This window comes from Brevibacillus reuszeri, from assembly GCF_001187725.1.
Classification (GTDB): Bacteria; Bacillota; Bacilli; order Brevibacillales; family Brevibacillaceae; genus Brevibacillus; species Brevibacillus reuszeri.
Genome location: NZ_LGIQ01000009.1, coordinates 1257936 through 1283449 on the forward strand (window position 1 = coordinate 1257936; position 25514 = coordinate 1283449).

Here is a 25514-nt window from a genome sequence, read left to right on the forward strand (position 1 = left end):
TTTATAAACACTTAATCTTTATACACGACTCAGGAAGCTTTTCCCAATCGCTGGAGACGGTACTCCAAAATTATCCGCGATGGTTGCTCCCAAATCAGCAAACGTCTCGCGAATACCCAAATCAGTACCTGTTTCAATCCCTTTATGGAACACAAGCAGAGGTACGTACTCTCTCGTGTGATCGGTGCCATGATGTACAGGATCGTTTCCATGATCTGCGGTAATTACGAGCAGATCGTCTTCCTTCAAAGCGCCCAAAATCTCAGGAATCCGTGCATCAAATTCCATTAACGCTTGTCCATAGCCCTGTGGATCGCGACGATGGCCATACTTGGCATCAAAATCTACGAGATTGACAAAGCTCAGTCCGGTGAATGTCTCCTTGATGGTGCCGAGCAATTGATCTACCCCATCCATGTTATCTTTGGTTCGGATGGACTTGGTAATGCCTTCTTCCGCGTAAATATCGCTGATTTTTCCGAGGGCAATAGACGACAGTCCTGCTGCTTGCAGCTCATTCATTACTGTCGGTGCAAATGGCTTGACGGAATAGTCATGACGATTGGATGTGCGAGTAAAATTACCTGGCTCTCCCACGAATGGACGTGCAATGACGCGTGTTACTGCATATTCATCACGCAGAGTAAGCTCCCTGGCAATTTCGCAAATCCGATAGAGCTCTTGAAGCGGCACGATTTCTTCATGAGCAGCTATCTGAAAGACACTATCTGCGGATGTATAGACGATTATTGCACCTGTTTTCATATGCTCAGGGCCAAGCTCGTCTAAAATATCTGTTCCAGAAGCAACCTTGTTTCCTAAGACCTTGCGCCCGATACGCTCTTCGAATTCACTGATGAGCGCTGCTGGGAAGCCATCCGGGTACGTATTAAACGGAGTCGATACATGCAAGCCCATGATCTCCCAATGTCCGGTAGAGGTATCTTTCCCCATAGAGATTTCCTGCATTTTTCCATAGTGAGCCGCAGGTTGTTCAGCTATTGGCACATTGCGAAGCGGTGCGATATTGCCCAGACCCAGCTTCGCCAAATTTGGCAGGGAAAAATTTTCTACGCGTTCAGCGATATGCCCTAGCGTATTTGCTCCCTCGTCTTTGAATTTCGGAGCATCTGGTTGTTCCCCGATTCCTACGCTATCCATGACGATCAAAAATACTCGAGAAAAACGCAATGATAACGCCTCCAGTTCAAAAAATAATAGAATGACTTCAAGTCGTCAGACGTCTGACCTGATGTAAATAAGGTTACCCCGTCTCGCATCAGGACGGAGTAAGTTGTACCACTATCGTACTCTTTTTATTCTCATAAGGCCACAATGGACCTTGATGCGTTCTTACGCTCGGGGATGAGTCTTCGCGTATATGTCTTTGATCCGCGTCCGCGTCACATGCGTGTAAATTTGGGTCGTGGAAATGTCTGCATGACCAAGCATTTCCTGAACAGACCGCAAATCTGCTCCATTTTCCAGCAAATGAGTGGCAAATGAATGACGCAGCGTATGCGGAGTGATCTCGGCTCGGATATTGGCTTTCAGAGCATAGCGCTTAATGATCTTCCAAAAGCCTTGGCGGGTAATCTGGTTGCCCAGATGATTTAAAAACAGCGCTGTATCCCCGGTCCCTTTTACCAGCTTAGGTCTGCCTGCTTGCAAATAATGTCGGACCATTTGAATGGCAACAGAGCCAAGAGGAATGATTCGTTCCTTGGACCCCTTTCCCATACATTTGACAAAGCCCATATCCAGATTCACATCTGCTGTATCCAAATGAACAAGCTCAGAAACACGTATGCCAGTTGCATATAGCAATTCCAGCATCGCCTTGTCTCGGAGTCCAGCAGGATTATTCACAGGTGGACTTTCCAACAACCGTTCCACTTCCTCGATCGACAGCACTTTGGGCAGGCGTTTCTCGATTTTCGGTGTCTCCAGATGTATGGATGGGTCTTTGTCTATGTATTTATCGCGAACGAGAAACTGATAGAAAGCCCGAATCGATGCCATATTGCGGGAAAGGGTTGCGGTTGCGCGTCCTTTTTCCCGAAGGACAAGCAAATAATCAATGATGTGTGTACGTGTGGATGCCTCTATTTGCGTGATGCCCTGCTCCTGCAAATAGGAGGTAAAAGCTACCATGTCTCGCTGGTAGGACTCCAGCGTGTTCGGAGAAAGCCCTTTTTCCACAGCAAGGAAATGGATAAAATGATCAATCAGACTGTCCATGAAGCTGTCCCCTTCAGGTGATAAGTATCCCGTATTCCATTCCACATCAAAGATGAAATTCCTCCTTTTCTAAGCATAAAAAAGTGGAATCACTCACCAGTCAGGTAAAAAAGCTGTAAACGCGCAACATACCCGTCCAAATCCTGCGTCTCGGGGGCATTTACTAGCTTTACGACCTTCACCGCATTTCCTTGCGGCTCTTGATAAGGATCTGACGGAAGGAGCCTGTCGGACAACAGCGTAATAATCCCGTAGGAAAGCAATGTGCATGTTATGAACAAAAGCAGGAAACGAAGTACCTCCATTAGGCGGCGATACGATATTCCCATCTCTTTTCCTCCCCTTTGCCTCCCTCCATTATATGCACTTGTCCACTACTCCATTCGAGCCTAGAAAGGAAGATCTTGCATGATATCATCGAGAGGTGTATACGGTAGCTGCAATGATTTGGCGACCGCCTCATATACGATATGCCCATTCAGCACATTCACGCCACGAGCCAGCGCACGATGATGGGAGATCGCTGCGCGATAACCTTTACCCGCCAAAAGCAGTCCGTATGGTAGCGTCACGTTGGAAAGAGCAATTGTCGAAGTACGAGGTACAGCGCCTGGCATGTTTGCAACGGAATAATGCACGACCCCATGCTTTACGTAAGTTGGGTCACTATGGGTGGTAATGCGGTCTACCGTTTCAATCGAGCCTCCTTGATCGATGGCGACATCCACAATTACTGAGCCTGCCGACATTGTTTTCACCATTTCTTCGGTGACGAGACGTGGAGCACGTGCCCCTGGGATGAGGACTGCCCCGATCAGCAAGTCAGCCTGACGCACTGCTTCTGCGATATTATAGTGATTGGAAATCAGTGTTTGGAGCCTGCCTGCGAACATATCATCCAGCTCACGAAGACGGTTTGCATTAATATCGAGTAAGGTAACATTCGCGCCAAGCCCAACCGCCATCTTCGCTGCATTCGTCCCAACAATCCCTCCGCCTACGATCACTACACGCCCAGGAAGAACACCAGGAACTCCACTGAGCAGAACTCCTTTTCCGCCTTCCTGCTTTTGTAAGTACTGCGCCCCTATTTGAACCGACATCCTGCCAGCTACCTCACTCATCGGTATAAGTAGTGGAAGTGACCCATCATCCATTTGAATCGTTTCGTAGGCAATAGCCACCACTTTTTTAGCGATGAGCTGTTCCGTCAATTCCTTTTCTGGAGCTAGATGCAAATATGTGAACAAGATTTGATTTTCGCGAAAATACGGATACTCTGCCGGGAGCGGTTCTTTTACCTTGCAGATCATGTCAGCCTGGCTCCACACCTCTGCGGCTGTTTGCAAAATTTCTGCGCCTGCCGCTACATAATCTTCATTTCCAAATCCAGATCCAAGTCCAGCCGACGATTCCACCAATACACGATGCCCTGCTTGTTTGTACGAGCTCACGCCTGCTGGGGTCAGTCCCACACGGTTTTCGTTGTTTTTGATTTCTTTCGGCACACCGATAATCATGGCGTTGATCGCCTCCTGTCTCTTACTACCGTTTTATGATGCCACAGGAAAACGATGACCATTACAGAAGAATATTCCCGGAAAAAGAAAAAACTTCTCCGTTCCCAGAGAAGTTATCTTACTTAAAGTCCTCGACATTCACTTTGTCAATGCAACGGCTGCAAATTCCGTAGAAAGTCAACCGGTGATCGGTAATGTAAAAGTTATAAACATTCTTGACCTTTTCTTCTGCGGTTACAAGCAGATCTTCAAAAATTTCGTCCACTGTACCACAGTTGAGGCAGATCAAATGGTGATGATGATAAGCTGCGTTGTCATCTCGCAGGTCATATCGGGCAACCCCATCGCCAAAATTCATCTTATGCAGGATTTTCAATTCGCTTAAAAGCTCAAGCGTCCGGTATACCGTAGCCAGCCCGATCTCCGGCGCTTTATCCTTTACCAACAGGTAAACATCTTCAGCGCTCAAGTGATCTTCTTCATTTTCTAACAGAACGCGAACAGTGGCTTCACGCTGTGGTGTTAGCTTGTAATTTTGTGAATGCAACTGCTGCTTGATTTTCTCTAATTTTTCTTCCAACATTAATGCCCCTCCCCGCTCGCATGAAACCTGTTCCTATTATAGTAGAGGGGCGTAGAATAAGTCAAATGCATAAGTTATTACCTGATAATTATTCTTAATTGAGTACCACCTGCATCAGCCTAGGAGAAACGAACGTTTCGAACAGAGCAGCCATTGTCAAAACGCCCAGCATGCAGATTACTAGCGCTGTGTAGCCGATAAAATGAGGCATGATGTCATCTCGCTTACTGACCAGTCGCGTTTTGATCAAGCGCAAGGAAAAAGAAATTCCGCTTACACCTATAATGAACAAGGCCGGTACAACCAGCAAATTTTGAGGCAAAACACCCATCATCGCAAATGTGACGCCTTGCCACTGCAGCTGGTTTACCAGGAAGCCAACTGTAAAGCCAACAACGACACCTTTTAGGAAAAGCATCAAAAGAATCATGGGCAGACCGATGATGGACAAGCCAAGTACCCACATAATGGCCACAGTCTTGGCGTAGTAACCAAAGGATTCCTGAAAGTGGGAGCTCGTTTCGGGAATTCCTTGCTGTCCCAAGCTGTTAAAAAAATACTGCAGAAAACCATACAGCTCCTGCTTTTGTGAAAGTGGCAAGGAATTGACGAGTACGGCCCCGAAAATAATCCCCATCGTAAACAGGACAATCGTGAACCAATAAAGGGATTGATGTTCTCGCGCATAGGTTTGGATGGTTTGTCCGACTCGTGAACGCACGTTGCGTCGCCTCCCGCTTCGCTGATTACTGTACAGCTTATGCGGACAAGTCACTACCTATGACAGCCTTGTACGAGACTACTTCATCACGATTTTTCCGTACGTACCTGCTCCCCCCGCGTGCACCTGCAGTCTTCCCGAGCGTGCCCCAGCAATCAAAGCTGCAATTTTTTCACCAGTAACAGTCGCCAGCTCTTGTTCTCTTACCCGGTGGAGAATATTCATCTGCGTCCCAAATGTGTGGTAGAGCTTCTCCAGCATTTTCGGTCCTACACCCGGAATAAAATCAAGAGGTATTTGCTCGATATAGGGAGGACGATGCGCCGGATGCTGACCAGCCGCCAGGTCAGCCAACTGCTCAATACGTGCCGCTACGCCTCGAACCACCCGTTTATGGCCACATTCAGGGCATCTGCCCATTGCATCGGCTGGGAGCAGGGATTGGCATCCTTGACAAGCAGTTTGATGATATTTCCCCAGCTCTGGATGCAAACCAAAGTTCATGCTAACCCTCCTGCCATCGACTCTGCGGAGTGCTTTTTCCCATTCGGCAAATGACCGTTTTGCCATTACGATCGCTTGATACTCACGGCCAATCTTCCCTAACGAGTGCGCGTCCGAATTAGTCAGGAAGGTCTTGTCGTGCAGCTCTGACAATGTGTCTGCCATCTCTGTATTTGCGCTCAACCCTAATTCCACGGCGTAAATACGGGATGGATCGAGTACATCTGACATAGCGTCCGTACAGCTTCCATACAAGCCCTTATGCGGGGTAAAGATATGCGCAGGAACAAGCAGGCCTCCCAGTTCACTTATACATGCTTGCAGCTCTGTTAGCGTCGTATTAATGCGCTGCGAGCTTAGATGAACGTTTTTGCACCTGACAGAAAGCCAGTTGGTAAACGCCTGCATTTCTTTTAGCCTCGGCATGTAGACCAAAAAATGCGCCTCTCCTCGCCCCGCCTCTTTAATTTCTACCTCACAACCTAAGAGCAGCACTGTTTCTTTGTAAGCGATCCCGCCATCTTCTAGCTCCGTGGCAGCACCCTTTTCCAATAAATCCAGTAATTCCTCCTGCACCTCTGGCGAATGTGAATCGATGATCCCGATCACATCCATGCCTTTTTTCTCAGATGCCTCCTCCAAGATTTTGGTCAAGGTCATGTTGCGTGAGGCTGTAATTTTTACGGGTTTACCGCTCCTCGTACCGCCTATATGAATGTGCATGTCGCAGAAGTAGGATGAAAGCTGGGTATTATCCACGCTCACGGAGCACCTTGTTTTCCCAAGCGTACAGCGCTACAACTGTTTTAGCATCGCGAATTTCCCCAGTACGATGCAGATCGTGCGCTTCATCCAGAGTCAGCTCCAGTACATCGACAAATTCATCCTCATCTGGCCGGCTCTCCCCTTTTGTCAGGCCAGTAGCGACAAAGACATGCAGCAACTCATCTGCAAATCCCGGAGAGGTGTAAAACGAGCTTAGTAACGTATAATTTTCTGCCACATAGCCAGTTTCTTCCTCCAGCTCACGTTTTGCGCATGCGAGTGCTTCTTCCCCGATTTCCAGCTTTCCCGCCGGAATTTCCACAATGGTGCATTCCAACGGCTTGCGGAATTGACGAACAACTACCATTTTCCCATCGTCTGTTAAAGGCAGAACGGCAACAGCGCCCTGATGATTGACGATTTCCCGTTTTGCTGTGTTGCCATTTGGTAGCAGCACCTCATCTACCTTGACTTTAATAATCCGTCCATCGTAAATAGGCTGACTCGCGATAGTCTTCTCGTATAAATGGTCGTATTTGCCCATAACTATCATCCTTTTTTCCAAAGTTGTTCTATTCCACTCTTCTCCCCCATAAGTTGGGAGCATGAAGCTTGTCCACACTTATTGTATCGGAGGAGATCAGAGATGAAAACCTATGTAGATGAAAAGCAGCTGCGTCTGGTCGGGAAAGCATGGGAAATCAGAGCGGCGCTTCGCTCTTGGTCAAAAAAAGACTTATCTCTGCAAGAATATTTGGCAAGGAGAACCAATACGGGTCGCCAATGAGCGCCTCCTGCTGGAATGAACGGAATTGGCAAATCAGGTCGGCTGCCAAAACAGCGGTTTGAAAGGGTACAGGGTCCTCACGCCAATTTCTCCCCATGGTTGAAAAGGACAAGCCATAGGATTGCTCCAGCTCACACAGCCTAGTCAGATTTGCCACTTGTCCCCAAACGATATGATGCTGATTTTGCTGGTTGAGCTTGCATAATTGTTGTACCAGAAGGACTTCTCGTTCTCCTTGTAGGCTTGGCATCGGAAGGATAACCGGCCGTAGGGCGTAACGGCCCAAAACCACTCTCGTATGATGACTTAATCCATAGTGGCGGCTGCGATTATCACTAAAGCTGATTCGGGGAATAAAAAACGAAATTCCTCCCAAAACGGATACGGCATGTATCACCTCAGCGAGCTGCACTCCTGAAAATCCATAGGAAGTACCCGTCCCCGCAACGCCTGGTCCTAACATAACAATAATGACCGCTGCTTTTTCTATATGCTTTGCAGCCAATAACGCACTATGTATGGTAACGGATTCGTGATCTCCCCCCCACGCATGTCCTGCCGTCACAGTTGCAGCCAGTTTGTTTGTTTTCCGCAACTGGTGGACATGCTTGCTAAAAGCTACGGGTAATGACGCTCCATCTGGCATCACATAAACAATGTTCTCTCCTGGCCGATGGGAAAGTAGAGCTTCTACTGTAATAGGCAGCATGCTATGAAGTTCACTTATGACGACGGGCGTTCCTTCGAGCGATAGATCCTCTTGCAGGAATAGCTTGTGATAAGGGCTGCTCTGTTCTTCCACCGTATCAACTGTGAGCTGCCAAGGGGCGTAACGCATTTTCATAATATGTCCCCACTCATTCGGTACAACATCTCGTTCGAGCAAGGGATCGACTTTCCCAACAACAAAGTGAAACCCACCAGTACCCAGCTTCAGCCTAACCGCTGTCGTATTGACGAGCACACGATCACCTACGCGATATTCTTCAGCACCAAAAGTAATAGCCTGCTCTGTTAGCTGGCTCCCCTCCATTTGCACATCCAGAATCCTCATTCCAGCCTGTTCTTCCAGTATCCCAGTAACCATCGCCATCCCTAGCCGAAGCATCGCTTTCCCCCATCCCCACTGCCTACCCTTCTTTTAGTTTATGTTTCCGCAAGCATGTCCCAATCATGAAAAGTTGGAAAACCTGGTGTTGGCATAAAACGCGCACAAAAAAAGCCGGGACGACAGACAGTCCCGACTCTTGATTCTTATTCTTGTACTTCAGCGATGATAGCGAGTACCAGTTCGGCTGATTTATTCAGCTCAGCAATCGGCATACGCTCGTTTTTGGTATGAATTTCCTCGTAGCCAATCGCAAAGTTAACACTAGGAATGTTGTAGCCGTTAAAGACGTTTCCGTCGCTACCTCCACCACTTGCTACCAGCTCAGGATTACGCTCAATGCGTTTTACAGCAGCAATTGCTTTTTTCACAACGGGTGTCTCTTCGTCGTACTTGTATCCATGGTACATGAAAATCACATCATTTTCGCAAGTCGCACCGTATTCAGCTGCTGCTTCCTCGAAAGCGGTTGTCATTTTCTTAACCTGTGCTTCCAGCTTGTCCATGACAAGGCTGCGCGCTTCCGACCAAACCTCTACATAATCCGTGACGATGTTGTACGCTTTGCCACCCTCGAAGCGACCGATATTTGCAGTGGTATCCGAATCGATGCGACCCAAAGGCATACGAGAAATTGCTTTGCTAGCGACAGAGATTGCACTGATGCCGTCCTCTGGATTTACGCCAGCATGCGCAGCTTTTCCGTGGATCTTGGTTACGATGCGGTATTGGCCAGCACCAGCAGAAGTAATTTTACCAACTGGGCCTTCGGAGTCGAGAATGAAGCCCATTTCTGCTTTCAACAGACTGGAATCCATTGCACGGGAACCAACCAGACCTGATTCCTCACCCACAGTCAATACGACCTGAATGGTTGGATGTGTCAGGTTTTGCTCCTTCATGGTGCGAATTCCTTCGAAAATAGCAGCGATCCCTGCTTTGTCATCTGCCCCCAAAATGGTTGTACCATCGGAGTAGACGTAACCGTCACGAATTTGTGGCTTGATTCCATTTCCTGGAACTACCGTATCCATGTGGCTGCTGAAAAGGATAGCAGGGCCTTTTCCTGTCGCTTCCAGTGTTGCGATCAGGTTATTCCCTCCATGTCCCGTTTTAGCCGCAGCATCGTCTTCCTCAACCGTGAAGCCCATATCGATCAATTTTTGCTTCAGCACTTTGTTGATCTCAGCTTCATTTTTGGTTTCGCTGTCAATTTGAACGAGTTCCAAAAACTCATTCAGCAAACGTTCTTCGTTGATCATACCCACACGCGTTACCTCCCGAATCAAACCCCGATTTTGGTACATATTCACAAGTTCCAGTATACCGCAAAATATTTTTTTCTACCATTGAAACACATATCAATGTTCCCGATGGCACTCATCACGAATGGACATCGTTTGGTTTTTACGAATCCTCTTCTGGATATTGGCACAGCTCATAGAGAACTCCACCCGCTGCTTTGGGATGCAAAAAACCGATTTGAGCGTTATGTGCTCCTTTTTTAGGTACCTCATGAATTAATGGAACCCCTTGTTCTTTTAAATGGATCAGACGCTCCTTCACATCGTTTACATCAAGGGCAATGTGATGAATTCCTTCTCCGCGCTTCTCAATAAACTTGGCAATCGGACTCTGATCCGAGAGAGGCTCCAAAAGCTCTATTCGACTTTCTCCAATTTCCAAAAAGGCAACCTTCACTTGTTCACTTTCTACTTCTTCCGTACCAATGAGGCTAAGTCCCAAATGATTTGTGTAAAAAGGAAGCGCTTGCTCAAGACTTTTTACAGCGATACCGATGTGGGCAATCTTGTTAGGAGCGTTCACGATTATCAACCTCTCTTTTTACTTGTTGCCACTACGTATACAATTCGGTACAATCCTGTTGTAGAGTATAAACTTGTACGCATACGCACGACATGGAAATGGTCTCTATCGCCAATTCTAGCACAGGCTGGTTATGGATAACGTACCTTTTTCCCGCGTTTGCGCGATGTACATACAGAAAGGAGGCAGATGAAGGATGAAGCAGTCCCTCGTCGCCAAAATATTAATTGTCATTCTTGTTCTGGCTTTGATTCTCCCCACCTTTTTCTATTTCCAATAAGCAGACCGGCTAAACGAATATAACCCCCTCTCGCCAAAGCGAAAGGGGGTTTTGTATTGTCGGTTTATTTATAAACAAACACGCTGGATGTTTTTGCATCCCAACCAACTTGGTAGCCCAGGTTATCTGTAACGAAACGAACCGGGATCATTGGCATTCCGTTATTCAGCACAACTGCCGTCGGGAGAGTAACCTCTTGGTTTCCGATTTTCGCTTTGTTAGAGCCGACAGTAAACTTGATTGCTTTGGTACCACTGATAATCGCAACACTTTGGTTGTTCCATTGAGTAGTCAAAGCCAAAGCCTCTTTGAAGAACTGAGCTGGAACCATTGTTGTATTGCCACCAGCGATGTATGGCGCTACTTGCAGCGGATATGTCTTGCCATGCAACGTAAAGTTCGCTGTGTTTACTTTAAACAGCGCTGCGTTGGTAGGAACCGTTACAGAAGGCTGTGGCGCAGGCGTCGGTGTAGTAGGCTGTGGTGCCGGTTGTGCAGGTGATGGCATGCCAACTCCTACTGCGCGTGCGAACAAGAGACCTTTTTCTTCTGAAGTGAAAACGCTGATGCTATAAGCATTTTTCACAGTTGGATTCACGATATTTGCTGCAGCAGTAATCGTGATATTAGCAGCAGTTGCAGCTGGAATATCCTGCGCAGGGTAAATCAAAACGTTTTGACCGCGAACAGCGACATAGTTTGCTCCTACGCCGTTAACCGAAACGTTTGCAGGTGCGATGTACGCTGGTACTTTGTAGCCTGCTGGGAATACAAGCTCAACAAAGTCACGTTGTTTCACGAGACCAATACCCATACCTTTGATGGCAATGTTGACGCCAGTCGGTTTACCCAGTGCATTTGAAGTCAACGCGATCGTAGCTGTGCTGTTGTTCACTACGTTCGGAGTTGGCGTTGTTGGCGTTGTTGGATTCGTCGGATTTGTTGGGTTCGTTGGTGTCGGATTCACTGCAGAACCGTTGATGGTAAACGATTTGGATTCCAATGTTTTACCCTCAATGGATGCCTTCAGTGTGTAAGTGCCAGCTGTCTTTGGATTCGAAATCCAGGCACCGAAAGAAACAACAACTTTTACTTCACTGCTCGAAGAGAATCCGGATGGTGCTGTGATGTATACTTTATTGCCCGAAGCACTCGCTCTTTTCGCCGTTTTTCCATTCAGCGTAAAATCGCTGTACGTCAAGATACCAGGAATCATGTCAGCAGATGGGAATTCCAGAATCAGATCTTCATCTGACATCAGCTTCTTGTTTCCGAAATCAGCGTCAAATGTATAGCTGGAACGAGCACCAGCAGAAGGATCAGACAGGCTTACCGTGAAAGCGTCTGAAGAAGTGCTGGAGCTGCCGGAACCGGATTTGGTCACCTCGAACTTTTTAGACTCATATGTAGAACCGTCATACTTCACTTTGATGGTGTAGTCACCCGTTTTTGGATTTTCAATACCAGCCGATTTTGTGAATTCCAAATTGATATAGCTGTCTTTATTCGCACCACTCGGTACTTTAATGGTTACTTCATCGCTTTTTACTTTTACTTCTTTTGCAACGGAGCCATTTACTTTTACATCGTCAGAGTCGATTTTGGATGGCAGCATGCTGCTGCTAGGGAAAATGACTGTAATCGTCTCATTTGTTTCCAGCTTTACACTTTTCTTCAGGGAGATTTCTCCCAGCTTGATGCTAGTTGTATCCCCAGACGCTTTGCTACCGAGGGTAACAGAGTAGTCGCCTTTGCTGCTGGAGCTGCTGCTAGAGCTACCTTTTATCGTTACTTTTTTGGATTTAACGTTTTCATTTGTAGTTTTTACATCAACACTATAGGACCCTTTATCATCAGGATTCGTGATTCCATCTTTGATGGTGAAGGAAACATCATCACCCTTGTCAAGATCCTCGTCAATTCTGATTTGAATTTCTCTTCCACTTACTTTTACGCTTTTGATATCGAAATCTGCTTTAATATCGCTGCTGCCAATACTTTTGCTAACCGTATAGTCGGAATCAAATTCAACGTAGATATAATCTCCAGATTCGAGCGCCTTGTCTAATCTAAATTCGATATCGTACTTACTATCTTCCCCTGCACCATCGTCATCGGCCGAAATTTCTAAGCTAGAAATCGCTTGTGCATGTGGTACTGCAACAAAAGGTGTAGCTGCTAGCGCAGATGCGAGCACTAATGGCAGTGCTTTGTTTGTCTTCTTCATGTTCTTCCTCCCATTTTTACCTATAATCTGGTAATAAATCTCTAGCAGGTCGCTACCAGTCTACCATAAATGATATCTAGTGGGAATCTCTTCTACGGAAATTGATAGACTCCCTGGCTACTACTGGTAAGACGACGGAACTTAAGGAAAAGTTACATATTATCCTTGTACGAAAAGAAAATTTTTTCACTTCAGCTTGAAGGGATCCCCATAAGAAAACCTCTATCGAGGCTTCTCCAAGGGGAAGCGACCGCGTTTAGCAGAAAGTTTCCATGCGTTCCAGAATTCATAAGCGTCTCGCTTATAAATTCTTATACGTTAAAAACCAGGCCCTCACAACACGGCCTGGTTTTTGCTACCCTCTTGACCCAAACGATTAATACAGCTTTGTCTCTGGACCGATATTTTCAAGCTTTTGCTTGACGCTTTGCAGGAATCTTCCGCAGATAAGCCCATCCAGCACGCGGTGGTCAAGTGACATGCACAGATTCACCATCGAACGCACTGCAATCATGTCATTAATAACGACTGGTCGTTTCACAATGGACTCCACACTCAGAATCGCTGCTTGCGGGGCGTTAATAATTGGTTGCGACAACACGGAGCCAAACGAACCCGTGTTATTTACAGTGAACGTTCCACCAGTCATATCGTCCATCGTAAGCTTGCCTGCACGTGTGCGTGCTGCCAGGTCGTCAACAGACTTGGCAATGCCCAAAACGGACTTTTGATCGGCGTGCTTGATGACAGGAACGTAGAGCGCATCTTCTGTCGCAACGGCAATCGAAATATTGATGTCTTTTTTGACAATAATTTTGTCCCCTGCCCAAGTGGAATTAATCATTGGGTATTCCTTCAAGGACTCTACAACAGCTTTGATGAAAAATGGCAGGAATGTAAGATTGAGACCTTCCTTGCGCTTGAACTCATCCTTTGCCTGGTTACGGAAATGAACGAGATTCGTTACGTCAACCTCTACCATTGTCCATGCGTGTGGCGCCTCATGCTTGCTTTGGACCATTCGACTTGCAATGGTTTTGCGAATCGAAGTCACAGGGATGATTTGATCGCCGCTTGCGACCGGAATATCTACGCTAGCAGATGCTGCCGGGACAGCTGGTGCAGGAGTTGTACTTGCTGCGACAGGTGTAGGTTCTGCGTTAGACACAACTGCCTCTGGTGCAGCATTTTGCATGAGTGGCGCTGCCGCCTGCTGTCCACCTGCATCAATGATCGCTTGCACATCCTTACGTGTCACGCGTCCCCCTGCACCGGTCCCCACGACTCTGGACAGATCGATTCCATGCTCTTGGGAAAGCGCCATTACTGCTGGAGAATAGCGCTGTTTCGGGCCATCCTGTTTAGGGACAGTACTGGTTTGAGCCGGTTGACTTGGTACTGCCACATTCACCTGTGTGCTTGCTTGCGATACCGGTGGAGTTTGGACAGGTGCTTCTTCCGTCGGTGTCGGTGCTACAGCGCCAGCCTCTCCACTTTCTTCTATATAAAGGATCAACGTACCGATCGCTACAGTCTCACCTTCCGAAACCACGATTTCAGTGATACGGCCGGATACGGTTGAAGGAACTTCGGCATTTACCTTATCCGTTGTTACTTCAGCCAACGAGTCATATTTTTTTACGGTGTCTCCCACATTGACCAGCCACTTGCTGATTGTGCCTTCGGTCACGCTCTCTCCGAGCTGGGGCATTAGCACTTTCGTTGCCATGATCCTGGGTCCTCCTCGCCTTAAAAGTTGGCCAACTCTCGCATTGCTTCCAAAACTTTATCCGGGTTTAGCATGAAGAATTTTTCCATAGGTGGGCTGTAAGGCATTGCTGGCACGTCAGGTCCGCACAGGCGCTTGATCGGTGCATCCAGATCAAACAAGCAATGCTCTGCAACGATTGCAGCTACTTCGCCGCCTACGCCGCCCTCTTTATTGTCTTCGTGAACGATCAAGACCTTACCTGTTTTGGAGGCGGCTTCAGCAATCGCCTCTTTGTCAAGCGGGTAGAGGGTGCGCAAATCCAGTACATGAGCGCTGATTCCTTCCTGAGCGAGCTTTTCAGCTGCTTGCAGACAGAAATGCAGAGCCAGGCCATACGAAATGACAGTAATGTCGGTCCCCTCACGCTTTACATCTGCCTTGCCAATCGGCAGGACATAGTCATGGTCAGGCACTTCGCCTTTAATCAGGCGATAGCAGCGCTTATGCTCGAAAAAGAGCACCGGATCTTCATCGCGAATGGCTGCTTTCAGAAGGCCCTTCGCATCATACGGGGTGGACGGAGCCACCACTTTCAAGCCTGGAATATTGGTAAACATCGCTTCCACCGATTGAGAGTGGTAGAGTGCCCCATGCACTCCTCCCCCGAATGGTGCACGGATGGTAATCGGGCAATTCCAATCATTATTCGAGCGGTAACGCATTTTTGCTGCTTCACTGACGATCTGGTTGACTGCTGGCATAATAAAGTCGGCAAATTGAATTTCGGCAATTGGACGCATACCATAAGCTGCTGCACCAATACCTACCCCAACAATTGCTGATTCGGCCAGTGGCGTATCAATCACACGCTCTTCTCCAAACTCTTCAATTAATCCAACTGTGGCACGGAAAACCCCTCCGCGCACACCGACGTCTTCGCCGAGGACAAACACATTTGGATCACGGCGCATTTCCTCGCGCATCGCCATTGTAACTGCATCAATAAACGAGATGACTGCCATCAGGATACCCCCCTTATTCCCCGTATACGTATGTCAGAGTCGATTCTGGAGACGGATATGGTGCATTTTCTGCATACTCCGTCGCTTCGTCTACTTCCAGCTGAACGCGAGCCAACATATCTGCTTCCGTATTCTCATCCAGAAGGCCAACCTCTTTCAGATAGGCAGCAAATACGATGAGTGGATCTTTTTTCTTCGCTTCTTCTACTTCCTCACGCGTCCGATATACACGATCGTCGTCGTCACTGGAATGCGGAACCAAACGGTACATTACTGCTTCAATCAAAGTAGGACCTGCACCGCTACGTGCACGCTCTACCGCTTCCTTGGTAACGCGGTACACTTCAATCGGATCGTTGCCGTCTACACTTACTCCCGGGAAGCCGTAGCCGATAGCACGGTCAGCAACACTTTCGCATGCCAATTGCTTGTTTATCGGAACCGAGATCGCATATTTGTTATTTTCACAGAAGAAGATGACCGGGAGCTTGTGAACGCCAGCAAAGTTAGCACCCTCGTGGAAATCCCCCTGGTTGCTGGAGCCTTCTCCAAAGGACGTATACACAACAAGATCCTTTTGCTGCATTCTCCCTGCCAAAGCTATACCCACTGCATGAGGAACCTGTGTGGTTACCGGGCTGGAGCCAGTCAGGATATTGTATTTTTTGCCGCCAAAGTGACCTGGCATCTGACGTCCACCGCTGTTTGGATCTTCTGCCTTGGCAAAAGCGGACAACATGCAGTCACGTGCGGTCTGACCAAATACGAGGACCAAACCGAGGTCACGGTAATACGGACACAAATAATCTTTTCCCGTCTCCATCGCAAAAGCAGCTCCCACCTGTGCTGCTTCCTGGCCTTGGCAGGAAATGACGAACGGGACTTTGCCCGCCCGGTTCAACAGCCACTGGCGCTCATCGATCTTGCGCGCGAGCAGCATGTAATAATACATGTCAAGCACCTGCGCATCGGTCAAGCCTACTTGTTCATGCCGTTTGGTTGTCATCGACAAATACCCTCCTTGTTAATTGTGAATTGCTTTTCCGTCAACCGCTTGCGCTGCTTCCATCATCGCCTCAGACAAGGACGGATGTGGATGAATCGTCTGGCCAATCTCCCATGGAGTTGCGTCCAGCACACGAGCCAAGCCAGCTTCAGAAATCATGTCTGTGACATGAGGACCAATCATATGAACGCCAAGTAAATCATTGGTTTTAGCATCAACGACCAGCTTCACAAATCCGTCGTTCTCACCGTGAATTAGCGCTTTGCCCAATGGTTTGAAGCTGAACTTTCCTATCTTCACTTCAAAGCCTTGCTCACGCGCTTCTTTTTCCGTTAAACCGACATTCGCGACCTCTGGACGACTGTACGTACACTTCGGAACCTTGGTGTAATCCATTGGATGAGGATTCAAGCCAGCCATGTGCTCCACAGCTAAAATTCCTTCGTGGGAAGCGACATGTGCGAGCTGCAGTCCACCAATGACATCACCAATGGCATAAATATGCGATTCAGCAGTTTGGAAGAATTCATTGACGACCACTGCGCCACGCTCTACCTTGATCTCGGTTGCTTCCAATCCCAGGTTTTCCACATTTGCCTGTCGGCCTACGGAAACGAGAACCTTTTCAGCTTCAAAGGTTTGTACGCCTGTTTGGGTTTCTGCCTGAATCACAACACGCCCCTCGCCTTTTTCAAGCGATTCCGGAAGGACCTTGGCTCCAGTCACAATCGTCACTTTTCGTTTTTTCAACAGACGCGCCAGCTCTTTACTTACCTCTTCGTCCTCCAAAGGCAGGATGCGATCTGCATACTCGACCACGGTAACGTCCACTCCAAAATCGGTAAGCATGGATGCCCATTCAACTCCGATTACTCCGCCGCCTACAATGACCACGGAAGCGGGAAGCTTTTCCCACTGAAGTGCTTCGTCACTGGTTACCACATAGGAGCCGTCAATCGTAAGTCCAGGGAGTGTGCGTGGTCGAGAGCCTGTCGCCAGCAAAAGGAAGCGCGGAACGATCATTTCCTGATCCCCATTTTCCTTTTCGATGCGTACGGCACCCGCTTGTGGAGAGAAAATGGATGGCCCCATCACACGACCAAACCCTTCGAATACCGTGATCTTTCCTTTTTTCATCAAATACTGAATGCCTTTATGAAGCTGGTCGATGATGCCTTGCTTGCGTTCTTGAATCTTTGTAAAATCGTAACCCACATTGTCAGCCAGAACGCCGTACTTGTCGGCTTCCTTCAAAGTAGAGAATACTTCAGCGCTGCGAAGAAGTGCCTTGGAAGGGATACATCCACGGTGCAGACAAGTTCCCCCGAGTTTTTCTTTTTCCACAATTGCCACATTCATTCCCAATTGAGAAGCACGAATAGCCGCTACATAGCCTCCAGTGCCACCACCGAGAACGACTAAATCGAATTCTTGAGACATCTGTAATCGCTCCTTTCAATAAAAACCTGCCTGGGTCTGCTCGCCAAAGAGCAACCACGCTTTGCTTGCGGAAAGTTGTACCGAAGTAAAGCAGGTGCAGATGCATTGGACACATGGCCGGCGTGCTTTTGCAAGTAGTTACGAGAAAATTGTTTCCAAACTCGGGTGGGTTAGTAGAAGACGCTCACCCGTCTATTTATGAGAATATGAATATTCTAAGAACAGTGCTTATGTAGCCCCTGACTGCTTATGATCTGATAAGCAGTCAGGGAGTTAGCTATTTCAGCAAAAAATTAGCGATGATAAACAGTCTTGCCGTTTTGCAGGAAAGTATTACGTGACTTGCCAACACTTGCGATGCGCTCTTCCGCCATGCGGTCTGCTGCTTTATAGGAAGGCATGCCGTCGCGCTCAGCAACTTCGTATACTTTCAGGATCGTATCGTAAATGGTTTCTACTTTTTTCAGTGCACGCTCACGATTGTAGCCTTGCAGCTCATCTGCAACGTTGATTACGCCACCAGCATTGATTACATAGTCCGGTGCGTAGATGAGACCCATTTCGTGAATCATGTCACCATGTTTTTCTTCTTTCAATTGATTGTTCGCCGCACCAGCGATTACTTTTGCTTTCAACAGTGGAATCGTATCGTCATTGATGATTGCACCCAGTGCGCATGGCGAGAAGATATCGCATTCTACACCGAAAATATCATTGACTCCAACTGCTTTTGCACCGAAATCGTTCACTGCGCGATTTACGTTTTCCTGGTTGATATCTGTAACAATCAGATGCGCGCCTTCTTCATGCAGGTGGCGGCACAAATTGTATGCTACGTTACCTACACCTTGTACAGCTACAACACGGCCAGACAAACTGTCACTGCCATACGCGAGCTTGGCAGCAGCCTTCATACCGCGATAGACACCGTAAGCAGTTACAGGAGAAGGGTTTCCACTGGAACCAAATGCTGGCGAAACGCCTGTTACATAGTCCGTTTCCAAATGGATCATATCCATGTCTGCAACCGTTGTTCCTACGTCTTCTGCTGTAATGTATCGTCCGTTCAAGCCTTGGATGTAACGACCGAAAGCACGGAACAGCTCCTCGCTCTTATGTTCACGCGGGTCACCGATGATTACCGCTTTACCACCACCGATATTCAATCCTGCAGCAGCGTTTTTATAGGTCATGCCGCGTCCCAGACGAAGTACGTCGATGATAGCCTCTTCTTCTGTCTTGTACGGCCACATACGCGTACCGCCTAGTGCTGGACCCAGTGTCGTATCATGAATGCAAATAATTGCTTTCAAGCCGGAATTTTCGTCCTGGCAGAATACCAGCTGCTCATAATCGTAGTTTTGCATGTAATCAAAGATGTTCATTGAAGAAACCTCCCTAGTGTCATTCATTCTCCATATTCTCGCGGTTCTCCATCATACTTGTACCACGAGGAGAATTCCCCGTCTTGAAGTTTATGCAAAAGTCATGCCAACGCACACCAACTGATGAAAGCGCTTTATTGATGCACCTGTGGAAGATTATTCAATCGGTCAAGTACGCAAATAATTGCACAGTTACGCAAAATATTGCATGCAAATATTTGCACACCCACTTTTTATCCTTCTGATTTACACCTGATCTTCCATGATTCCCAGCTTTTCCATCTTGTAGTACAAGCTGCGAATAGCGATCCCCAGACGCTTGGCGGCAACGGTCCTATTTCCACGTGCAGCAGCCAGTTCCCGCAAAATATGCTCGCGCTCGGCTTCTTCTACCGCCTCTTTTAATGTTTTTCCTGAGGAAGCTTGCTTGTCTGGTGTCTCTTTTGTCGTGCCCACAATTCTTTGCTCGAGTGGCGGCAGGTGTTCTGGCAAAATTATTCGTTCGTTGATCTTCATGTGAATCATAGCTCTGCCAATCACATTTTCCAGCTCTCTCACATTCCCGGGCCACAGATACGCTAACAGCATTTGCAGGGTGCCCGGATCGATCTCTTCCACATTCCGTCCATACTCTAGATTGGCTTTGCGAAGGAGATGCATAGCGATAGGCTCGATATCTTCCAGTCTTTGTCTGAGAGAAGGGATAGGAATAGGGAATACCTGGAGACGATAATACAAGTCTTCACGAAAACGGCCTGCTCCAATCGCAGATTCCAAATTGACATGTGTAGCCGCAATGACGCGTACGTCAATAGGGACTGGTTTTGTTCCCCCGACCCGCACGACCTCCCTCTCCTGCAAGACGCGCAAGAGCATGACTTGCATGCTCATCGACAGCTCGCCGATTTCGTCGAGAAAGATCGTTCCTCCGCTCGCTTCCTCAAATAGTCCGCGTTTCCCTCCGCGCCTTGCCCCTGTGAATGCGCCCTCCTCGTAGCCGAACAGCTCGCTTTCCAAAAGCGTTTCAGAAATGGCAGCGCAGTTTACACGGATAAACTGCTTGTACTTGCGATCACTGGCATTGTGAATCGCGTGGGCAAACAATTCTTTTCCCGTACCTGACTCGCCTCTAAGGAGCACAGTTGCAGGAGTGAGTGCTGCTTTTTTGGCCTGCTCAATCGCAACTTTCATCGGCTCGCTGAACCCGATAATATCTGCAAAGCTATATTTTGCCTCTAACGTGCGGATAATGCGGCGGGCTTTTTCCAATTCCTCACTCAAGCGCTTGAATTCCGAGACGTCATGGATAACGCCCACACTTCCCTTTAGCTCGCCATCTACCATGACAGGGGCTACGTTTACAACAACATCCTTGCGTTTCGGCCCGAGCTTCATAGGGACGCCTCTTACCGGTTTCTTTGTCTTCAATACTTGCATATGCATGCTGTCGCCCTCAGAAATATCTACCGTTGCTGGCTTGCCGATAATATCTTCCGGCGAAAGTCCTGTGATGCGGGTGTAAGCAGGGTTGATCAGCAATCCATTTCCATCCTTGTCCACTACAGAAATAGCTTCATCTGATGAATGAATGATGGCTTGCATCATGCTTTGCAGTTCCTTCAGGTCAGTGACTTCCTCCGCCAGAGCCATCACTTCTGTTATGTCACGAAAAATAGCAACTGCCCCAACCACCTCATCGCGATCATTTCGAACGGGAACGCGATTGGTAATGATACGGGTTTGATTGGGCAGGATTTGCTCTTGGTTTAATTCGGGACAGCCAGTCTCTAATACGATATGTAGGCGAGTATTAGGTATACGTTCCGATACTTTTGTATCGAGTACTTCGCTCGCATCGATCCCCATCAATCTCTCGGCTGCCTGGTTGAACAAGGTGATAATGCCTTGACGGTTGACACCAATAATCGCATCGTGCGTGGAGTCCAGCATCGTCTCGCGCTCGCGCTGATTTTGCATCATCACGGCAATTAGTTTGTCCCGTTCTCGAATGAGCTTCATCACAATGCGTGTGAAGGTGCCAGGAATCAGCACGGTTTTTTCCTTCTTCAAGTGCTTCAGGTGCTTGTACTCCCCCAAATCACCAGTCGCTTCCAAAATGACATCTAAATCTGCATCCAGATAGGGTCTGTAATCCGTGTCTACATGGATACCTAAGGAACGGGCCAGCTCTAAGCCTGGGGCATCTGGCCTGTGGTCGACAACAGCTACGATTTTTAACCGATCCATCTGGTTCAGCATCTTAATAAGTGCTGTTCCACCACGTCCAGCACCAACGATGAGCAACTTGTGCACGCACCGATGCCCTCCTTTTACAATCAAACTCGATTCCATTGTACTCCAATGATTGGCATAAGGACAGGTGTTCTTAGCTAACGTGCGCTCGTTCAGACACTTCCTGGCTGTGGACAAGGTTCGCAGCATTCGATATGATGGGAGGAAGAGAGAGAAAGGTGTGAAACACCCGTGGTCGTTCAAAAAGTGATCGCGCTACTGATCATGGTGATTCCTGCTGCCATCGCCATGTATGGAATCAAACTGATCCGTGACGCGTTCTTTCATTCCACCGCCCCTGACGTTGGTTTTTTGTGGGGACAGCTCATTCTTGGGGTTCTTGCATTTGTCATACCTGTTTTGTTCATCGCAGGTTTCATTCTGCATCACGAACGGAAAAAAAATCGGGTTCAACCTCGCTTCATGGTTCGTGAACCTGAAGATGACGAGTAGGCCAGGCCGGACATCCAGCCTGGCTCTTCCTTTTTTATTCCGACTCGGCTGACCGGCCCCAGCTATCCATCCGCTTTAACCACGGAAGCCTGTCAATGAACTGTGAGAACGAAATAAACTCTGCCATCACGTGTAGCGTGATAAATATAAAGAGCATGGTCACCTGTACATAAGATGAGGAATGGATGACAAATGCATAGCCTGTAGCAAAGCCCAGCGAATTCGCCCCGGTATCCCCAAGCATGAGCTTGCCGCCAGCATCATGGCGAAATAGTAAGATTGACGATGTAATGACGGGCAATAACCATACCCAGTCCACTATTGAAGAAGCAGGCGAGGGTGAGTAGTACCCAGCTACTCCTGCAATCAATAACAATAGCCAAAAAACCTTCAAGGCGCGGGCTGGCCTCATGTCAAAAAGATTCAGGACATTCGGCGCGAGAGTCAGTAATGAAGCTGCTAAAAGCCACGTCCAAAACGACTGACCAATCGCCAAGGAAATAAGCAAGGCAGTACTGCCTCCTCCCCATGCTTTCCACAAGCCACTTGTCACTTTTCCCTCCCGCCAAAGCGCTCCAAAATGGCCACGAAATCCTTTTTTCGATTCATCTTTTGAACAGTCATCCAGCCATCCCCAGACAGCTAGCGTGATCATACCTGTGACGAGCAGCAGACCATGATTCAAGCTTACTGTCGAGGTGCCGCTTGTAGCCAGATACAGCACCACTACACCAACAGTCAGTGTAGTGGAAGCCACGATGAGAACTCCACCCGCAGTCAAGACCTCGTTCCCTCTGTAGTTCACTCGTTGCATCCCCATATAGTGCAGTCTTTTTTGCACAGATCCAAGAAAAGCCCGATGCAGAAAGAAAGGGAGGCCTAAACTCAGCGCATAGGCGATTATCCATTTTGTCTCCACTTTTGTCCCTCCCACCATTTGTGGCAAAGTGTTCGACCAATCGCAACGAACTCTTTGCCGCGATGACAATAGCCAGACCAATCATTGCCTGTCTCACGATGAAAAAACGGAACAGGCACCTCCAGCACGCGATATCCTGCGCGGATGGCATCCACGGTCAATCCTACCTCCACCCCAAACCCTCTATCCAATTTACCTAGCTGCTGCAGGAGGTCACGCCGAAAAGCACGTTGGCCGGACAACGGTGCTCGTGCTTCAAAGCCTGTAAGTATGCGGATTCCGTGATGGGCCAATCCTTTTGCCAGTCCCATTCCCGCTTTTTTTCGCGGCGGAGGCAGAACAGCAACGGCCATATCACATGCACCTTCGATCACCGGTGCTAACAAATGCTCTGCCTCAGCGGCGCTCTCCCGAAGGTCACTGTCTAACAGCATCACGATATCTCCACGCACATATTGCCATCCTTCCTGCAACGCGGCACCCTTCCCCCTGTTTTTGGGAGCGGTAATGACGAGATCGGCCCATTTTCTCGCCAGGCTTGCTGTGTCATCGACACTTCCATCATCAATGACAATCAGCTCATGGCAAAGCGTACGCTCACGAATTGCTTGCAGGGTAGAGCTGATGGAAGCCTCTTCATTGTAGGCAGGAATGACAACACTAACTTTTTTCACCCGCGTCCCTCGTTTCTGTGAGCAATTTCTGTACACTCTCCAATAATGCCCACTGCTTGGCTACAGAATCCGGCTCCTGGTTGACGAGCAACACATGATTCGCCTTGTCCCATTCCGTAAGCCACTGTGGCTGTTTGTCCGCATAGATGAGCAAGAGGCCATCAAGTGGTTTGCTGCCCTCCTGCAGTGCTGCGACCTCCACTCCTACTGATTGCAGCAAGCGGGTAATTCGCTCCAGTGATCCCTTGCTTTCCGGCCAGATATACACCTTGCTTCCTTTCAACTGATCAGCGTAGCGAAGCGCCATGAGATGGACCACCTCTTCCTTGTTGCGTTCCACCTCTAGATGCAATCGATTCATCTGCTGTTTTAGTTCCTGGTTGCTTTTTAAGGCGCGGTCATATTTGGCCGACATGTTTGCCAGTACCTCTTTCTCCCCCCAGGTAAACCAGTTGTGTCCCGCTGTCCCACCCAGCAGGATACCTACACCCAGGGCAATAAACACGGCAGCTAGCGAAATCAAATGATAACGAAAATGAATCATTTCGGTGGCGCCCTCCTAAAATCCCCAGGTACGCCACTGTGTCCAAAGCATTTGTGCAGCGTGACGTGTAACCGGATTGATCAAAAGCGCTGAAGTGACAGGAAGCAGCATGGCGCCGATACATAGCCCCCACACTCTCCAGGAACCGCTTGGTTGATAGAGCTGGCTTACCCCTTTTGCATCAACTAGCTTCGTCCCGATTTTGGTTCGCACTAGCAATGTACTTGCCATACCTTTTCTGCCTTTTTCCAGAAAATCGATCATATTGGTATGTGCCCCAATCGTCACGATGAGCTGTGCCTGTTGTTCGTATGCCAGAAGCATCGCCACATCTTCACTGGTTCCGGGTGCAGGCAAGAGATGACAATCGATCCCTAGCTGTTCTACCCGCTTTTTCCCGGGAGCATTCCCATTGACAAAGGCATGGACAACTACCTCCGCTCCGCACATGAGAGCTTTATCCGAAACACTATCCATATCCCCAATAATGAGATGGGGCACGTATCCAAACTGCAGTAGTGCATCAGCGCCACCGTCAACCCCAATCAAAACAGGTCGACATTCCCGAATATAGGAAGCAAGTGTGTGCAAATCTTCCTTGTAGTGCTTGCCACGCGCGACGACAACGACATGACGGTTTGCTATTTTCGTGCGTAAGGGGATCGGACATAAAGGCTCTAAAAAAAGCGCTTTTTCCTGACTCGCATACGCAAGTGTGTTGTCTATAAACAAGGAAAGGGTGTCATTTAGTCTAGCTTGGGCTTCGAACCTCTTCAGATCAATGAAGGATGTAGATACCTTTTCTAACTCGCATACATGGTGCCAGTCATTTTCCACGTGTACGAAGAGCTTGTTCTCGTGAATCGTTGCGTACTGACCATCCAGAAGCTCTATCAAATTTTGGTTGGTCACAGGAGAATGTATTTCAAAAAGGGACAAACCTGCGCCTAGGAGCAGACGAGCCCCTTCTGCCGGATAGTGTCCAGTCATGAACGAAGATAGGTTGATCACAATCTTTACCCCCGCCTCCAGTAAAGACAGTGCTGCCATCTCGTCCACATCGGGATGATCAATCAATGCTATTTGCTGGGAGTGGAGCCGTTTGCACAACTGTTTGGTCATGCGGTCTGCTGCAATGACTGACGTGCTTCCTGTAGCAGCAGGAAGTTTTTGCTTACTCACCTGTTCCACCTCCATCCCTAGTATGCTAAAAATTTCCTTGATCATGCGCTGAAAACGAAAAAGAGGCTGTGCAATCATGCACAACCTCTTTCTGCTACACTCTTTTTTTAAACTACGCGCCCTTGGTTATGTAATAGATGATCAAACCATCAGCGAACAGGAATACTGCCAGGGATACAAGACCAAACCCGATAGCAAACTTGTTCTTTGCTTTGAACGAGTTCATACAGCCCCAAGCAATAAAGAATGTGAAGACAAACATCAGGAAATCAAACAAAATGATCTTCATAAATACGACACTCCTTTACCAAGATGACGCATAC

General features: G+C 48.1%; 25 protein-coding genes. 2 read left to right on the plus strand and 23 right to left on the minus strand.

Annotated features, from left to right (window positions below):
* Positions 1-18: 18 nt before the first annotated feature.
* The 8 genes from deoB to ADS79_RS20310 all read right to left on the minus strand — a co-directional run bounded on the left by deoB (position 19) and on the right by ADS79_RS20310 (position 6878).
* Positions 19-1191 carry a phosphopentomutase gene (gene deoB, locus ADS79_RS20275; RefSeq protein WP_049740189.1) on the minus strand — a complete coding sequence of 391 codons (1173 nt, stop codon included), beginning with the start codon at positions 1189-1191 and terminating at the stop codon, positions 19-21.
* A 162-nt stretch (positions 1192-1353) separates the two neighbouring features.
* Positions 1354-2241 carry a site-specific tyrosine recombinase XerD gene (xerD, locus tag ADS79_RS20280; RefSeq protein WP_049740190.1) on the minus strand — a complete coding sequence of 296 codons (888 nt, stop codon included), beginning with the start codon at positions 2239-2241 and terminating at the stop codon, positions 1354-1356.
* Positions 2242-2330: 89 nt separating this feature from the next.
* Positions 2331-2570 carry a YqzK family protein gene (locus ADS79_RS20285; protein ID WP_049740191.1) on the minus strand — a complete coding sequence of 80 codons (240 nt, stop codon included), beginning with the start codon at positions 2568-2570 and terminating at the stop codon, positions 2331-2333.
* Positions 2571-2630: 60 nt separating this feature from the next.
* Positions 2631-3761 (minus strand): alanine dehydrogenase, encoded by a 1131-nt coding sequence (ald, locus tag ADS79_RS20290; RefSeq protein ID WP_049740192.1) that lies wholly within the window; start codon positions 3759-3761, stop codon positions 2631-2633.
* A gap of 118 nt (positions 3762-3879) precedes the next feature.
* Positions 3880-4344 (minus strand): ferric iron uptake transcriptional regulator, encoded by a 465-nt coding sequence (gene fur, locus ADS79_RS20295; RefSeq protein WP_049740193.1) that lies wholly within the window; start codon positions 4342-4344, stop codon positions 3880-3882.
* A gap of 94 nt (positions 4345-4438) precedes the next feature.
* The gene (gene spoIIM / locus ADS79_RS20300; protein WP_049740194.1) at positions 4439-5065 is read right to left on the minus strand and encodes a stage II sporulation protein M; all 627 of its coding nucleotides are present in this window, start codon (positions 5063-5065) and stop codon (positions 4439-4441) included.
* A 78-nt stretch (positions 5066-5143) separates the two neighbouring features.
* Positions 5144-6292 carry an endonuclease Q family protein gene (locus ADS79_RS20305; RefSeq protein WP_049741080.1) on the minus strand — a complete coding sequence of 383 codons (1149 nt, stop codon included), beginning with the start codon at positions 6290-6292 and terminating at the stop codon, positions 5144-5146.
* A 28-nt stretch (positions 6293-6320) separates the two neighbouring features.
* A complete protein-coding gene (locus ADS79_RS20310) occupies positions 6321-6878 on the minus strand; it encodes an NUDIX domain-containing protein (RefSeq protein ID WP_049740195.1) in 558 nt (185 codons plus the stop codon).
* Between ADS79_RS20310 and mciZ the strand changes: the two genes are divergently transcribed.
* A complete protein-coding gene (gene mciZ, locus ADS79_RS36555) occupies positions 6861-7121 on the plus strand; it encodes a Z-ring formation inhibitor MciZ (RefSeq protein ID WP_084766003.1) in 261 nt (86 codons plus the stop codon). The genes ADS79_RS20310 and mciZ overlap by 18 nt on opposite strands.
* Here mciZ and ADS79_RS20315 read toward each other — a convergent pair.
* The 10 genes from ADS79_RS20315 to ADS79_RS20360 all read right to left on the minus strand — a co-directional run bounded on the left by ADS79_RS20315 (position 7036) and on the right by ADS79_RS20360 (position 21440).
* Positions 7036-8229, minus strand: coding sequence for a DUF3866 family protein (locus ADS79_RS20315; RefSeq protein WP_049740196.1), 1194 nt, complete (start codon positions 8227-8229; stop codon positions 7036-7038). The two genes, mciZ and ADS79_RS20315, sit on opposite strands and share 86 nt — an antisense overlap.
* 146 nt (positions 8230-8375) lie before the next feature.
* Positions 8376-9491 carry a M20/M25/M40 family metallo-hydrolase gene (locus ADS79_RS20320; RefSeq protein WP_049741081.1) on the minus strand — a complete coding sequence of 372 codons (1116 nt, stop codon included), beginning with the start codon at positions 9489-9491 and terminating at the stop codon, positions 8376-8378.
* Between the two features lie 145 nt (positions 9492-9636).
* A complete protein-coding gene (gene mce / locus ADS79_RS20325; RefSeq protein ID WP_049740197.1) occupies positions 9637-10056 on the minus strand; it encodes a methylmalonyl-CoA epimerase in 420 nt (139 codons plus the stop codon).
* A 344-nt stretch (positions 10057-10400) separates the two neighbouring features.
* Positions 10401-12563, minus strand: a complete 2163-nt coding sequence (locus ADS79_RS20330; RefSeq protein WP_049740198.1) for a copper amine oxidase N-terminal domain-containing protein — start codon at positions 12561-12563, stop codon at positions 10401-10403.
* 376 nt (positions 12564-12939) lie between these two features.
* The gene (locus ADS79_RS20335) at positions 12940-14292 is read right to left on the minus strand and encodes a dihydrolipoamide acetyltransferase family protein (protein ID WP_049740199.1); all 1353 of its coding nucleotides are present in this window, start codon (positions 14290-14292) and stop codon (positions 12940-12942) included.
* A gap of 20 nt (positions 14293-14312) precedes the next feature.
* On the minus strand, positions 14313-15296 hold the full coding sequence (locus ADS79_RS20340) for an alpha-ketoacid dehydrogenase subunit beta (protein ID WP_049740200.1): 984 nt from the start codon (positions 15294-15296) through the stop codon (positions 14313-14315).
* Between the two features lie 13 nt (positions 15297-15309).
* The gene (locus ADS79_RS20345) at positions 15310-16302 is read right to left on the minus strand and encodes a thiamine pyrophosphate-dependent dehydrogenase E1 component subunit alpha (protein WP_049740201.1); all 993 of its coding nucleotides are present in this window, start codon (positions 16300-16302) and stop codon (positions 15310-15312) included.
* Positions 16303-16320: 18 nt separating this feature from the next.
* Positions 16321-17742, minus strand: a complete 1422-nt coding sequence (gene lpdA / locus ADS79_RS20350) for a dihydrolipoyl dehydrogenase (protein WP_049740202.1) — start codon at positions 17740-17742, stop codon at positions 16321-16323.
* A gap of 293 nt (positions 17743-18035) precedes the next feature.
* Positions 18036-19127: a Glu/Leu/Phe/Val dehydrogenase dimerization domain-containing protein gene (locus ADS79_RS20355; RefSeq protein ID WP_049740203.1), complete on the minus strand. Its 1092-nt coding sequence runs from the start codon at positions 19125-19127 to the stop codon at positions 18036-18038.
* 246 nt (positions 19128-19373) lie between these two features.
* Complete coding sequence (locus ADS79_RS20360) at positions 19374-21440, minus strand: sigma-54 interaction domain-containing protein (protein WP_049740204.1); 2067 nt, start codon at positions 21438-21440, stop codon at positions 19374-19376.
* A 171-nt stretch (positions 21441-21611) separates the two neighbouring features.
* On the opposite strand from ADS79_RS20360, the gene ADS79_RS20365 reads away from it, so the two are divergent.
* Positions 21612-21872: a DUF2627 domain-containing protein gene (locus ADS79_RS20365; RefSeq protein WP_049740205.1), complete on the plus strand. Its 261-nt coding sequence runs from the start codon at positions 21612-21614 to the stop codon at positions 21870-21872.
* 34 nt (positions 21873-21906) lie between these two features.
* On the opposite strand, the gene ADS79_RS20370 is transcribed toward ADS79_RS20365, so the two are convergent.
* The 5 genes from ADS79_RS20370 to ADS79_RS34540 all read right to left on the minus strand — a co-directional run bounded on the left by ADS79_RS20370 (position 21907) and on the right by ADS79_RS34540 (position 25480).
* A complete protein-coding gene (locus ADS79_RS20370) occupies positions 21907-22791 on the minus strand; it encodes a hypothetical protein (RefSeq protein WP_084766004.1) in 885 nt (294 codons plus the stop codon).
* The gene (locus ADS79_RS20375) at positions 22773-23465 is read right to left on the minus strand and encodes a glycosyltransferase family 2 protein (protein WP_049740207.1); all 693 of its coding nucleotides are present in this window, start codon (positions 23463-23465) and stop codon (positions 22773-22775) included. The genes ADS79_RS20370 and ADS79_RS20375 overlap by 19 nt, the downstream gene beginning before the upstream one ends.
* Positions 23452-24009, minus strand: coding sequence for a copper transporter (locus ADS79_RS20380; protein ID WP_049740208.1), 558 nt, complete (start codon positions 24007-24009; stop codon positions 23452-23454). The genes ADS79_RS20375 and ADS79_RS20380 overlap by 14 nt, the downstream gene beginning before the upstream one ends.
* Positions 24010-24024: 15 nt before the next feature.
* Positions 24025-25191 (minus strand): putative cytokinetic ring protein SteA, encoded by a 1167-nt coding sequence (gene steA, locus ADS79_RS20385; protein WP_049741082.1) that lies wholly within the window; start codon positions 25189-25191, stop codon positions 24025-24027.
* A 112-nt stretch (positions 25192-25303) separates the two neighbouring features.
* Positions 25304-25480 (minus strand): DUF2759 family protein, encoded by a 177-nt coding sequence (locus ADS79_RS34540; protein WP_084766005.1) that lies wholly within the window; start codon positions 25478-25480, stop codon positions 25304-25306.
* Positions 25481-25514: the final 34 nt, after the last annotated feature.